This window comes from Emticicia sp. CRIBPO, assembly GCF_009905725.1.
Classification (GTDB): domain Bacteria; phylum Bacteroidota; class Bacteroidia; order Cytophagales; family Spirosomataceae; genus Leadbetterella.
Window position 1 is genome coordinate 130,740 of the sequence record NZ_JAAAKV010000006.1, and the last position, 14,078, is coordinate 144,817.

The window sequence follows — 14,078 nt, forward strand, 5'->3', positions numbered from 1 at the left end:
TAAAATATTGCATTTTACTAAACAATAACCTGAAACTCAAACCAAACCTGCAGACAAGTATGACAAAAATCTATTAAACCATTTTCTTCAAAAAAGCCAACGGTTCTTGCACAACCATTGGCCCAAAATTCATCCCGGACAAATCTGCCCGGCAGGGAATTATTTATTCTAATTTTTCAACCTACATCGAAAAATCATCTAAAAGTATGAAAAAAACTAAACATTTACTCTTCCAATGTATGAAAGTTTCGTTGGTACAATTGTTCTTCATCTGCTTGTTCGCGGGGGTTTCCTGGGCCAATAACGCGGGTGCACAGGAATTACTCAACCGGAAAATCAGTCTGATCGTTGTGGATGAGAAAATCAAGTCGGTACTTTCTTCTATCGAGAAAAGTGCCAATGTGAAATTCTCTTACAGTCCGCAGGTGATCAACTCCAACAGAAGGATTAGCTTCAAAGCACAAAATTCTTCCCTGGGTGAATTACTCAATCAAATGCTTACCCCGCTGAACATTGTGTACAGTGTGGCAGGCAATCAAATCATACTGGTTCAGAAATCAAAAGGACAGAAGTCGACCCAAAGCACTATGAAGGCCGTCGAAGAAGGCTCTGATATCAATGTGCAGGTGGCAGACCAGTCGGTGTCGGGAACTGTTACTGATGTGGCCGGAGAAAAACTTCCGGGTGTCAGCATTTCAGTAAAAGGAACCACCCGCGGCACCAGCACGGATGCGGATGGTAAATATAAGATCACCGTTCCCGATGAGAAATCCGTGCTTGTGTTTTCTTTCGTGGGATTTACTTCCCAGGAAATTGTGGTCGGAAACCAGACCGTACTTAATATTTCGCTTAAATCTGATGCCAAGTTACTTTCAGAAGTCGTAGTGGTAGGTTATGGCGTTCAGAAAAAAGCGAACCTTACCGGTGCTGTTGACCAGATCACCAGCGAGGTGTTTGACAACAGACCGATGACTAACATCAACCAGGGTCTTCAGGGTGTTTTGCCTAACCTTAACATCAAGATGATGGATGGTAAACCGAACCAGGCTCCGAGTTTCAACATCAGGGGTACCACTTCAATCGGACAGGGCGGTAGTGCACTGGTACTGATCGATAACGTCGAAGGTGACCCGAGTCTGATTAACCCGAGTGACATTGCCAGCATTACCTTGCTTAAAGATGCGGCCTCTGCTTCTATTTATGGTGCCAGAGGTGTATTTGGCGTGGTCCTCATCACCACCAAAAGCCCGAGTGCAGGTAAAACAAGTGTGACTTACTCCACCAACTACTCGTCGAAAAGACCTACGGCTGTACCCAAATTTGTCAATGACGGTTACCTCTGGGCTTCCATGTTTGCCGAATCGTTTGTGAACAGGGAGGGCAGCTTTCCTCAGAACGTCAACAAAACGCTCAAGTTTTCGCAGGCTTACCTGGCCGAACTGAAAAGGCGATCTGAAGTAGGCGGTCTGCCTGACACGGAAATAGACCCTGTAACAGGCGAGTATGTTTACTATGCCAGCACAGACCATTACAAGGAACTGTACAAAGACAGATTCAATGCGATTGAACATAACCTGTCGATTTCAGGCAGCAGTGAAAAGTCAAGCTACCTGCTAACCGGAAGATACTACGGACAGGATGGTTTGTTCAGATACAATTCTGATGATTATAAAATATTCAACTTCAGCGGAAAAGGCTCTGTACAGCTTTATCCATGGCTGAAGGTCAATAACTTCTCGCAGTTTTCAGACATGTCGTACTACAACCCGCTGAACGTAGGTGAAGGCGGCGGTATCTGGAGGAATATTGCAGATGAAGGCCACCCGATGTCCCCGATCTTTAACCCGGACGGTACATTGACGGCTTCTTCTGCCTACACTGTCGGTGACTTTATTTATGGTAAAAACGGTATTGACCAGAACAAGAGGGTTTTCAGAAATACCTCGGGATTCGCGATGAGTTTCCTGAAAGATAAATTCAGAATCAAAGGTGACTTTACCATTCAGAATACGGACAATAACGACACCCGTAAAAGAGTGCCGGTACCTTTCAGTTCCAAACCGGGTGTAATTTCTTATGTGGGAACGACCACCAATGACATCACTGAGACATTCAGAGAAACCACTTATATGACAACCAACCTTTACTCGGAATATGAGAACACTTTTAAAGATGATCATTATTTCAAATTCATGGTCGGTTACAACTATGAGCAATCGAATCTCAAAAGAATTCAGGCCCAGAGAAACGGTTTGATTTTCCAGGATGCGATGGACCTTAACCTGGCCCTGGGGCAATCGATCGTGACACAGGGCGGATGGGAAACCTGGAAGATCATGGGTGGGTTTTCAAGGCTTAACTATGCTTACAAAGACAGATACCTCTTCGAAGTAAACGGCAGATATGACGGTTCTTCAAAATTCCCGGCCAATCAGCGGTATGCGTTCTTCCCTTCATTTTCTGCGGGATGGAGACTTTCCAAGGAGTCATTCTGGAAACTGTCTGAGCGTATTGTTTCCGACTTAAAAATAAGAGCCTCTTACGGTTCGCTGGGTAATGGTAACATCGGCTCCTATGTGTACCAGGAGCAATTCAATATTGCCCAGTCAGGATTGATATTGAATGGCGTAAAACCTCAGTATACCAATAACCCGACGGTTTTACCGGAAGGACTGACCTGGGAAACGGCTACGACCAAAAATATCGGTATCGACTTGTCGATGCTATCCAACCGTCTGAATTTTGTCGGAGATGCTTACATCAGAAATACCACGGACATGTTTACCGTAGGTCTGACCCTTCCGGCGGTTTTCGGAGCCACGGCACCTAAAGGCAATTATGCCGATCTTGAAACCAAAGGATGGGAAATGATGCTGTCGTGGAGAGATAAGTTTATGGTAAATGCCAAACCTTTCAATTACGATGTCAGGCTTACCTTGTCGGATTATTCGGCGGTGATCACCAAATATAACAACCCTCAGAAACAACTGAGTGATTATTATGAAGGTCAGAAACTGGGCGAAATCTGGGGTTATACCACAGCAGGATTTTTTACTTCTGCCGAGGACATTAAAAACAGTGCCAGCCAGAGTTTGTTCAGAACGGCGGCCAACGGACTGTGGTTTCCGGGAGACATCAAATTTGCCGACACCAACGGAGACGGCCAGATCACTCCGGGTACCAGCCGCCTTGAAAATCCGGGCGACAGGTCTATCATCGGTAACAGTACACCAAGATATACCTATGGCGTAATGCTGGGAGCGGACTGGAACAACTTCTTTTTCTCCTCTTTCTTCCAGGGGGTGGGTAAGCAGGACTGGTATCCAAGCTCTGAGGCCAACATTTTCTGGGGACAATACAACAGACCTTACGGAGATATCCCTGTAAGTCAGCTGGGCAACATCTGGACAGAAACGAATCCGAATGCTTATTTCCCGAGATATGTTTCAAGACTGGCCAGTAATGCCAACGGTACGCTGATTCCGCCTCAGACCAGGTACCTGCAGAATGTGGCTTACCTCAGGCTTAAAAACATCCAGCTGGGTTACAACATCCCGCGTCACCTGACTTCTAAAATAGGATCGAACGCAGCGAGAATATTCGTTTCGGCAGAAAACCTGTGGACTTATTCACCGCTCTACAAAATCACGAAGGACCTTGATGTGGAAAGTGCTGTGCCGTCAGATCAGGTGTTGACTACCTCTAATAACGGTGACGGTTACAACTACCCGATGATGAAAAGCTTTACCTGTGGTTTATCTATTACATTCTAATTCTTACAAGTATGAAAATTCATAAAATCATTCTTATACTCATCACTCTTTTTGTAATTGGTTGTGATCTGGAGGAAGTTCCTGTGTCGACGTCGTCCAAGGGCCCTATTTTCGGCAGCGAAAGCGGGCTGGCTTTATATACCAATTCATTTTATACCCTGTTTAACGGCAAAAACATGCACCGGGCAGATGCCATGTCTGACTACCTGGCCAGACGCGACAGCCCGGCTTTCATTACCGAGGGTAACTACAGTGCACAGGTAAGCACAGGCTGGTCATGGTCTGATCTGAGAAATATCAACTACTTTATTCAGAACTGTAATGATCCGGCTGTCCCTGTGGCAGTCAGAAACAATTACCTGGGGATAGCCAAATTTTTCAGGGCCTGGTTTTATTTCGATAAGGTAAAAAGATTCGGCGATGTGCCCTGGATCGGCAAACCGCTGGATATCAAAGATGTGGATCTGCTTTACAAAGAGCGTGACTCACGTACTGTTGTGATGGACTCGGTACTGGCTGACATCGACTTTGCCTGTCAGAACATCACCAGTAATTCTGAAAACACCAGGAGCCTTGTGACCAAATATGTAGCTTATGCTTTCAAATCCAGGGTAAGTTTGTATGAAGGTACTTTCAGAAAATACCATACCAATCTGAACCTGGGTGGCACCGTTCCGGGACTGTTGAACCAGGCGGCTGTAGCAGCTAAAAAAGTGATGGACGAATCAGGCTATAAATTGTACGAGGGCTCGGGTACAGACAAGTCTTACCGCCAGGTGTTTACCAGCAGTGCCCCTGTAGGCACAGAGGTGATGCTGGCCGCCATTTGTGACCTGGCCCTGGCCAACCTTAATGATGCCAACTGGTACTGGACCAGTGGTACTTACGGAGACAAGGCAAGTTTCATCAGGACGTTCATCAATACTTATCTGAAGGTGGACGGAACACCATATACCAACGATCCGGCATATAAAACCATGTTGTTTAAAGACGAAGTAAAAGGCCGCGACAGAAGGTTACAGCAGACCATCCGTATGGGAGATTACAAAAGGCTCAATGCAGGGGTGCAAACTCCGGCTCCGCCGCTGTTTTCTTATACCTTTACCGGTTATATGCCGATCAAATGGTCACTGGATGATGCTTATTATGATACAAGGGACCTTAACATCAATTCGATATCTATTTTCCGCTATGCAGAGGTATTGCTGAATTATGCAGAAGCCAAAGCAGAGTTGGGCACACTGACCAATGAAGACTGGACAGCGACCGTCGGGGCATTAAGAAAAAGAGCGGGGATTACCGGAGGTCTGACCGCCAAACCGACTGTGGTTGACACTTATCTTCAATCCAAGTATTTCCCTCAGATCACCGACCCGGTGGTGCTGGAAGTAAGACGTGAAAGAGGTATTGAGTTATGTCTTGAGGGCTTCAGATTTGACGATATCGTCCGCTGGAAAAGAGGTGAACTGATGACCATGGAATGGAACGGCATGTATGTTCCGGAACTGGACAAACCTATGGACCTGAATGAAGACGGTATCCTGGATGTGGCTTTCTACAAGGTATTACCTGCCAAAGTCACCGGGGTAACTTATATCGAGGTGTCACCTCTGATCGCCGGAAAACCGAATTCGCAGTTGCTCAAAGACGGCAATTCAGGTGAATTGACCTGGCTGAACAACATCCCGAGGAAATGGGAAGAAAGGAACTATTACTATCCTATTCCCCAGGCAGATATCATCACCAATCCGAAGCTGAAACAAAATCCGGGCTGGTAATCCCATCAGAAAGTAAACCTGCCCTGTGCAGGTTTACTTTTCATTTATTCAACCTTACAATCTCATGGACAGAACATTAAAACTCCGGGATTTTGTCAGCGACAAAGTCCTCAAATATCTTATTATCGGTATCCTGGCTTTGATTTGTGCCTGTTTCGAAGCGGGGGCACAGATCCGGGTGATGTCTTTCAACATCCGTTATGACAATAACGGGGATGGCATTAACCAATGGGCCAACAGGAAAGAACACGTCAGCGAACTGGTCCGCTATCACGGAGCTGAGATCGTGGGAATGCAGGAAGTGCTCATCAATCAGCTGAAAGACGTACATGCGGCCCTCCCGGAAATGGCCTGGATCGGCAGAGGCCGTGATGACGGGAAAGAAGCCGGAGAATTCTCCCCGGTCCTTTACAACAAAAACAGGTTTACACTTCTCAAAACCGAAACCTTCTGGCTGAGCGACAGCAGCAGCAAGGTGGGCTTCGGCTGGGATGCTGTTTGCCGGAGAGTGGTCACCTACGGCCTCTTCAAAGACAAAAAATCAGGCAAGGAATTCTATTTCTTCAATACCCACTTTGACCACCGCGGACAGGTAGCCAGAAGGGAAAGTGCAAAACTGGTGCTGAAAAAAATCGCAGAAATAGCCGGTAAAAAACCGGTGATCCTGACGGGTGACTTTAACGCAAGACCTGACTCGGAGCCTATCCGGATCCTGATGGATGAGCAAAACCCCGACAGGCTGACTGATTCAGAAAAAATCACAAAAACTCCTCATTACGGCCCGTTCAGCACCGTAAACGGATTCAAAGCCGAAGCTCCGGACGTACACATTGATTATATTTTTGTTAAAAACGGCTTGTCTTGCCTTAAACATGCCACCCATACCGAAACCTGGGAAGGGCGATTCCCTTCCGATCACTTTCCTGTAAGTGCAACACTTGTGCTTCCATAAGCTGACCGGTGTCCTGGTTACACTTCATCCTGGTTCATCATAGAACGGTTAATTGATAAATGCAAAGAGGTCGCTTCGTTTGAGGCGGCCTCTTTTTGATTTTAATATTTTATTGAAAAAAAGTTTTTACATTATGTCCAAATCCTTCCGACCGGTTCGTCATTAGGGAAATAACATGAATCGTTCATCCTTTTTTAACATCTTAAAACGCTATTTCAATGGAAAAGATCAGTACCAACACCAATGCCCTTAACTGGTTCGAAATACCGGTAAGCGACACGGCAAGAGCCAAAAAGTTTTACGAAACCATCCTCGACATCACGATGGAAACCCAGACGATGATGGGCATGGAAATGACGTTCTTCCCGTACGATCCGCAATCGGGAAAAGTTTCGGGAGCTTTGGTAAAAGGCGAAATGCATGTTCCGGGAGCTGTCGGGGCCGTCGTTTACCTTAACGCCAACCCCGACCTTCAGCTGGTCACAGACAGGATTGAAGCTGCCGGGGGCAAAATCATTATGCCGAAAATGCACATCAGCGAAGACGTGGGCTACATGGCCTTTTTTACAGACACAGAAGGCAACCGCATGGCTTTACATTCAGGCAATTAATCGGTCCGTTTAAACTCCTAACAAAATGGCAGAATACCTTTTAATATTCCGTGGGGGCGATGCCGCCAGAACGGAAGAACAGAAATCGCCTGAAAAGTGGCAGGCACACATGCAAAAGTGGATGCAGTGGATGACTAAAATCACAGAAGACGGGAAATTCGTCGGTGCCCAGCCTCTTAAAAATGCCGGGAAAGTGGTGACAGGAACAAATAAAGTGGTAACAGACGGTCCTTTTGTAGAAGGAAAGGAAATAATCGGCGGTTACCTGATCTGTAAAGCAGAGAGTTTTGACGAAGCTGTTGAAATGGCTCAGGGATGTCCTGTCCTCGAATACGACGGCCTCGTGGAAGTCCGGGAACTGGGTCAGATGGGCATGTAAGCAATGCCCCTTGCGGACGTTTTCTGTAGGGGGCATTTACTTTGGAACGACTTGTCAAAGGTCTTATAAAAATCAGACGGTACCTGCAGCCGCTTTAATATTATACTTCCGATAAATGTTCCGCGACCTGTTGGTTCTTCCTTCAATATGTTATAAGTTTGAACCCTGAAATCCTATTTTTAACATGGCTTATAATGAACAGCTGAACAACAGAATCAGGGAAGCCCTGGCAGAAATGCCGGTGGTGGAAGAAAAACTGATGTTCGGAGGCGTATGTTATATGGTCAATGAAAAGATGTGCATCGGCGTGGTGGGCGACGAAATGATGTGCAGGATCGGTGAAGAAAACTACGAAAATGCCCTTGAAAAACCCGGCTGCCGCGAGATGGTTTTCACCGGCAAACCCATGAAAGGGTATGTCTATGTCGGAGAAGAAGGCATAAAATCTGCACGGGACTTTAACTACTGGATCCAGCTTTGTCTTGATTACAATCCACTTGCAAAATCCTCAAAAAAGAAAAAATCCAATTAATAATTTCTAATAAATAAACAATCAAAAAATGGCACAAGTAAATCCTTACCTGAACTTTAAGGGCAATTGCGAAGAAGCATTTAATTTTTACAAATCTGTTTTCGGGGGTGAATTCCCATATGTCGGAAGATACAAAGACATGCCGCCTGCAGAAGGATCACACGCTACCGAAATTGACGGGAATAAGATCATGCACATGTCTTTACCCATCAGCAAAGAAACCACCATTATGGGCAGCGATATCGGCGGAGAGTGGGCACAGAATACTGTTTTCGGAGACAACATGCAGCTGTCTGTCAACGCAGATACAGAAGAAGAGGCTCACCGGATTTTCAATGGTTTGTCAGCCGGAGGGCGTGTGAATATGTCGCTTGAGAAGACCTTCTGGGGTTCATTATTCGGTATGTTTACCGATAAATTCGGCATCAACTGGATGATTAACTATGATTACAATCAAAAATAATAAATTTTCACGAGGCAGTTAATACCTGCCTCGTGATTAAAACCTGATCAACCTATGACCGGAACAAAAGAAAATCCCTGGAAATTGAAAACCCCTCCGGGAACCTCAGATTATGAGATGTACAGAGACGTCAATAAAGAAGGCGTAGAAGTCATTGTCTGTGTAGTGGGTAAAACCATTTTACATTACGACGGCCGCTGTATCAACGACCTTCACCAGATGCTGAAAGAGCATGGCGACTGGATGGACCTTGGCGGAGCCGATGAACAAAAACCAGCCAAAGAAGGTACTGTTGAAGCCTGGGGAAGGTCAGAAAGCAATCCTGTGGGCGGATGGTACGGCCTGAAAAAAGGTCTTCGTGGCCGTTTCGGGGTTTACCTGCCGCCGTTGATGGAAGTTCTGGGTCTGGCAGAAATCACCCATGATGCCAAAAATAACAAGATGAAAGCCCTGTAATTTCACGACTAAGAAACCCGGACTACCCTAAAGCCTGAACCATTGAATTCTGAATTCGATATCACCAAACTGACCGATCATCTTTTCAGGCGGGAAGCCGGGAAAATGGTGGCCGTGCTGACCAGGATTTTCGGAACAGAAAACCTTGATATTTCCGAAGATGTGGTTCAGGATACTTTTATGAGTGCCTTACAGATATGGGCTTTAAAAGGTATACCGGATAATCCCTCAGGATGGCTCTTCAGGGTAGCCAAAAATAAAGCCATTGATGTCCTGAGAAAAAACAGGTTCTCACAGCATTTTGATTTCAGCGATCCTGAAAAAACACTGCTTCAGTCTGAATATACCCTGACCACCGTCATTGAAAAACTATGGCGTGATGATGAAATACAGGATGATTTGCTGCGGATGATGTTTGCCTGCTGCCACCCGGATATTTCGGAGGAAAACCAGATTACCCTGATGCTTAAATCCCTCTGTGGTTTTTCAAGTTCCGAAATTGCCAAGGCTTTTCTGACTTCTGAAGATACCGTTTCCAAGAGACTTTACCGCACCAAAAATATCTTCAGAGAACGGAAAATAAAACCGGAATTTCCCGAACCCGGCCAGATCAAAAACCGCACGGAGGTGGTCTTACGGACCATCTATCTCATTTTCAATGAAGGGTATAATGCCACGCATACCAGTAACATCATACGTAAAGACCTCCTCGAACAATCGATGTACCTCTGTGGCTTACTGGTTGATAACCCCGTTACGGCCCTGCCCGAAGTATTTGCAGCCAAAGCCCTGATGTGCTTTCATAGTGCAAGAATCAACGGGCGTCTGTCTGACGAAGGCGAAATCATCCTGCTGGCCCAGCAGGACCGGAGTAAATGGGACCAGGACCTGATCAGGCAAGGCAATGACCTGATGAACCAGGCGGCTTTTGGCGACAGGATCAGCACGTATCACGTTGAGGCGGCCATTGCTTATGAGCATTGTATAGCCGGTACATTTGAAGCCACCAACTGGACAAATATCCTCCACTATTATGATATGCTGACGGCCATGCATCCCAGCTCTGTCATTTTGCTGCACAGGCTTACCGTTATTTTTAAGGTCTTCGGAGCCCAGCGGACCCTGGAAGAAATTGAATCATCCGGCTTTAAAGAGGAATGGAAGAAAAACTATCTTTTTCACAGCCTGATGGGGGATATTTACAGCACTACCCTTCCCGAAATATCTGCATCACATTACGACCAGGCCAGCCGGATGACACAATCGGAAGCAGAAAAGAAACTGCTGCTGAGGAAGAAAGAAGCCCTCGAGAACAGGAATTAAACCCGGTTTTACGCCATCACCCAACGAAATCAGGGCAACTCAAATCTCTGGAAAAAATCCCAGATCAGGTCATTGGCATTGATTACTTCTGAAGGCGGGTCAGCCTGTTTCCTGACCTGAACAGAACCCGGCCATGAATGGCCGCCATCATCCGTCAGGTAATATTCCACACTTATTTTATCCTTACAATCAGGCCAGATGATGTGCCGGTAGCCTTGTCTATTTTCTGTTTGTTTGTTGAGAGAACAACCGGCTTTTGAAGCCCAGAACTTAAGGCCGTCTTCTACCGGAGGATAGTAATACCCGGCAATTCCCACTCCACCCTCGTACGGAACCCTCTCATCCAACACCGAATGCAGATGCAGAACAGGCATGGATCTTGAGGACTGACACGTCCCTGACAGGTTCATTGTTCCGCTGACCGGGGCAATGGCGGCAATCTTCTCCGGAATTTCACAAGCCAGTCTGTAAGCCAGCATGGCCCCGTTAGACATGCCCGTTACATATACTTTTTTAGGATTGATCTTATAATGGGCAATTAGTTCATCTATCAGGTTTCTGATAAATTTCACATCATCGATGTTCTTTTCCATGGCATAATCGCAGCATTTCCCCGCATTCCAGGTGCGTAAGCCTAAGATCCCGTTGCTCTGAACACCATCCGGATAAACAACAACAAAGCCGGCCTTATCTGCTTTTTTTGTAAAACCGTAGTGCTCTTCAAATTGTAAGCCGCTTCCTCCTCCGCCATGAAGGCCAATAACCAGAGACCGCTGGGCGGCATCATTATAATAGCCCGGAGGCAGATTCAGAATGTAAGTCCTGGAAATACCGTCTACATTCAATGATTTATTAAAGCGATAAACCTTTTCGTCTTCATTCATTTCGGCACAGGCCGAAAAAGACAAAAAGGAAACAAAAAGCACCAGCAACTGATACGTTGATTTCATATTGACCACTTATATGATTGCTGACCAAATCACCCTTCAGACGAATGACGGCAGCTGTAATAATGATTGGACGCTTTAAAAGAAAGAAGGTTTAAAAACAAGTCTGTTATATTTCTGCAGTAAGATCCTATTTCTGAAAATCTCCGTGGTTTTTTTCCAGGTATTCATTAAAATCAGCGACACAATATTCCACATCCCAGGCCTCGAAATCTGACGGATGGTGGGTAGTGCTTATTCCGATGACCTTCAGACCTGCTCCCTGAGCTGAGATTACCCCACCCTGAGAATCCTCAAAAACCAGCGTGTCTTCAGGATCCACTTCCAGGTTGGAAAGTACCCTTTCATAAATTTCCGGGTGCGGCTTGCCATGATTGACCTGGTCGCCGCCGATGATGACGTCAAAGTATTCCCGCACCTTGAGGTTATCCAGTATAAAGTCAATATTGTCAACATTACCCATCGTGGCAAGGGCTACTTTAATGCCGTTTTCTTTGGCTTTCTCCAGCATTGTACTGAAACCTGCCACTTCTTCAATCTTGTCTTTGTACAACTGACGATAGGTTTCTTCTTTCTCAAAACCCAGTTCCCTCACCTTCTCTTCCGGAAGGTCGTCTCCAAAAAACCTGACGATCATTTCTTCGATAGTTCCGTGATTCTGGGCATGAAAATCTTCCACGTTGGAGAGTTTGTTGTATTTCTTAAGAAAGCTCAGCCATGCTTCGTGGTGGTAGGTGATGTTGTTGACAATGGTGCCATCCATGTCAAAAATGAATGCTTTGATCATAGGTCTGTTTTTCATTGGTTGTTACTGGATTTAAATATAAACATTCAAAGCTGATTTGCGGTCGGTGGAACGGAACAAATCCGGGCATTTCTTCGAAATTGTGACGGCTATACCCTGAATAAAAAAACTGCCCGGACCCCGGGTTTTGTTCCCCAAATCCGGACAGTGTGCATTTACAAAGCTTCTTCCAGTGCCGATTCGTTCACAAATCCTTCCGCGATTTTAGTCAATGACACATCTGCATTCTTTTCTTCCTCCAGCGTCTGTTCCAACAGCTTTTGTGCTTTGCTATGTGACATAACCCCGGCAAGCGTTTTCAGCGTTCCGTAAGAAGCTACCTCATAGTGCTCGATTTTCTGAGCTGCCGCTATCAGGGCTGCATCCCTGACCATCGTTCCTTTTTCTGTATTTTCAATCAATTCATGGGCTTCATTCACAAGCCCTTCCATAGCAGGACATCTTTTCCCTTTAGCTTTTTCTCCGACTGAGCTAAAGACCTGCTCCAGCCTGGTTACCTGGTTTTCTGTTTCTTTCATGTGATCTTCAAATGCCGTTTTAAGCTCATCTGAAGTGGCCTCCTTAACCATCTTCTTCAGGTTTTTCACGAGATATTTCTCGGCCCAGTAAATATCCTGTAACTGTTCGATAAAGAAAGAGTGGAGAGCATTGTCCTCCATGTTTGGCTGGCTGGTTTTCATGGCGTTTAAATTTTAATGTTGAAAAATCATTCTTAACTAAAAGTCAGTGATTCAGTACAACATAAGATTAAAAAACCGTTCCTTGCATACATTACCCATTGATTATCAACCACAAAAGAAATCAAAAAACAGCTTTCACAGCTCCTCAGGGCCGTTTTATTTTTTATGCCGGACAAAATCCTCTTTACTCCGGCGGGGCAATGTGAGTAGCTGTTTCAATAAAATGTAGAATTAAGTGGACGGGGAATTAAACCCCTATATCCACCAGCGTGTAAGTGGTACTTCTTCCTCCCGAATCTTCTTTCACCAGAACGCCCTGATCTATCAGGTTCCGGATGTCGCGGAGGGCCGTATCCTGGGAAGACTTCGTTATTTTTGCCCATTTGGAGGTATTGAGTTTTCCTTCAAATCCGTCCAGCAGTTTATTCAGCATCATTTTCTGACGCTCATTGATCTGCTTATCTGCGAATAAAGTCCAGTAAGCAGATTTATTCAGTACCATGTTCAGGGTTTGTTCTGTAGCCAGCAAAGCCCGGTCAAGACAATGCAGGAACCATTCCAGCCAGGCCGTAATGTCCAGGTCTCCTTTCTGTGTCTTTTCAAGTATATCATAATATTTAGCCCTCTCCAGCCTGATCTGGGCCGACATACTGTAAAACCGTTGCCTGCTTTCGTCCGAACGGGCCAGTTGCATATCGGCGATCGTCCGGGCTATCCGGCCATTGCCATCGTCAAACGGATGTATCGTCACAAACCACAAATGAGCGATTGCCGCTTTTATGACGGGATCGTTGTCGTCATTGTGATTAAACCAGGTCAGAAACTTATCCATTTCTCCGGGAACCAACCCGGCATCGGGGGCTTCAAAATGCACTTTTTCACGGCCCATGGGACCTGACACCACCTGCATAGGCCCGGTGGTGTGATCCCGCCAGTTTCCGGTGATGATCTTCTGCATTCCGCTTCTTCCTCCCGGAAAAAGGGCGGAATGCCATCCAAAAAGTCTTTCGTCTGTTAACCGGTCTGAAAAATGCTGGGTAGCGTCCACAAGCATCTCAACCACTCCTTCCACATGCCTGTCTGCGGGGATCAGGCCTGCCACTTCTATCCCCAGCCTTCTGGCTATGGAAGACCTCACCTGTTCAGGCTGAAGTATCTCTCCTTCTATTTCGCTTGACTTGATGGCTTCCAGTGTGAGGGTCTGCAAAACCGCTTCTTCTCTTAAAGTAAACCCGAGACTTTCCATCCTGCCGATGAGTTTCCCCTGCCGGTGTCTGACTGCCGCTAAAAGCCGGCCGGCTATTTCATTGTCCCACACAAAGCCGGGCCACCCTCTTTCCTTATAGATATACATAAATATTCTCCGCAATATATGCGGT

13 protein-coding genes are annotated in these 14,078 nt (G+C 45.9%); 9 read left to right on the forward strand and 4 right to left on the reverse strand.

Annotated elements, in window-relative coordinates:
• Positions 1–206: 206 nt before the first annotated feature.
• The 9 genes from GVN16_RS13720 to GVN16_RS13760 all read left to right on the forward strand — a co-directional run bounded on the left by GVN16_RS13720 (position 207) and on the right by GVN16_RS13760 (position 10,267).
• Positions 207–3,773 carry a TonB-dependent receptor gene (locus GVN16_RS13720; protein WP_229244179.1) on the forward strand — a complete coding sequence of 1,189 codons (3,567 nt, stop codon included), beginning with the start codon at positions 207–209 and terminating at the stop codon, positions 3,771–3,773.
• An 11-nt stretch (positions 3,774–3,784) separates the two neighbouring features.
• A complete protein-coding gene (locus GVN16_RS13725; protein WP_166564475.1) occupies positions 3,785–5,551 on the forward strand; it encodes a RagB/SusD family nutrient uptake outer membrane protein in 1,767 nt (588 codons plus the stop codon).
• A 64-nt stretch (positions 5,552–5,615) separates the two neighbouring features.
• On the forward strand, positions 5,616–6,503 hold the full coding sequence (locus GVN16_RS13730; RefSeq protein WP_166564476.1) for an endonuclease/exonuclease/phosphatase family protein: 888 nt from the start codon (positions 5,616–5,618) through the stop codon (positions 6,501–6,503).
• Positions 6,504–6,721: 218 nt separating this feature from the next.
• Positions 6,722–7,114: a VOC family protein gene (locus GVN16_RS13735; protein ID WP_166564477.1), complete on the forward strand. Its 393-nt coding sequence runs from the start codon at positions 6,722–6,724 to the stop codon at positions 7,112–7,114.
• 25 nt (positions 7,115–7,139) lie between these two features.
• Positions 7,140–7,493 carry a YciI family protein gene (locus GVN16_RS13740; RefSeq protein WP_166564478.1) on the forward strand — a complete coding sequence of 118 codons (354 nt, stop codon included), beginning with the start codon at positions 7,140–7,142 and terminating at the stop codon, positions 7,491–7,493.
• 184 nt (positions 7,494–7,677) lie between these two features.
• Complete coding sequence (locus GVN16_RS13745; protein ID WP_166564479.1) at positions 7,678–8,025, forward strand: TfoX/Sxy family protein; 348 nt, start codon at positions 7,678–7,680, stop codon at positions 8,023–8,025.
• A 28-nt stretch (positions 8,026–8,053) separates the two neighbouring features.
• Positions 8,054–8,488 carry a VOC family protein gene (locus GVN16_RS13750; protein ID WP_166564480.1) on the forward strand — a complete coding sequence of 145 codons (435 nt, stop codon included), beginning with the start codon at positions 8,054–8,056 and terminating at the stop codon, positions 8,486–8,488.
• A 54-nt stretch (positions 8,489–8,542) separates the two neighbouring features.
• The gene (locus GVN16_RS13755; RefSeq protein ID WP_166564481.1) at positions 8,543–8,944 is read left to right on the forward strand and encodes a DUF6855 family protein; all 402 of its coding nucleotides are present in this window, start codon (positions 8,543–8,545) and stop codon (positions 8,942–8,944) included.
• Positions 8,945–8,986: 42 nt separating this feature from the next.
• Positions 8,987–10,267, forward strand: coding sequence for an RNA polymerase sigma factor (locus GVN16_RS13760; protein ID WP_166564482.1), 1,281 nt, complete (start codon positions 8,987–8,989; stop codon positions 10,265–10,267).
• A 29-nt stretch (positions 10,268–10,296) separates the two neighbouring features.
• On the opposite strand, the gene GVN16_RS13765 is transcribed toward GVN16_RS13760, so the two are convergent.
• From GVN16_RS13765 to GVN16_RS13780, 4 genes are all read right to left on the reverse strand, one after another.
• Complete coding sequence (locus GVN16_RS13765; protein ID WP_166564483.1) at positions 10,297–11,217, reverse strand: PHB depolymerase family esterase; 921 nt, start codon at positions 11,215–11,217, stop codon at positions 10,297–10,299.
• A gap of 127 nt (positions 11,218–11,344) precedes the next feature.
• The gene (locus tag GVN16_RS13770; RefSeq protein WP_166564484.1) at positions 11,345–12,016 is read right to left on the reverse strand and encodes an HAD family phosphatase; all 672 of its coding nucleotides are present in this window, start codon (positions 12,014–12,016) and stop codon (positions 11,345–11,347) included.
• A 158-nt stretch (positions 12,017–12,174) separates the two neighbouring features.
• Complete coding sequence (locus GVN16_RS13775) at positions 12,175–12,699, reverse strand: ferritin-like domain-containing protein (protein WP_166564485.1); 525 nt, start codon at positions 12,697–12,699, stop codon at positions 12,175–12,177.
• A 247-nt stretch (positions 12,700–12,946) separates the two neighbouring features.
• Positions 12,947–14,053 (reverse strand): Fic family protein, encoded by a 1,107-nt coding sequence (locus tag GVN16_RS13780; protein WP_166564486.1) that lies wholly within the window; start codon positions 14,051–14,053, stop codon positions 12,947–12,949.
• Positions 14,054–14,078 lie beyond the last annotated feature (25 nt).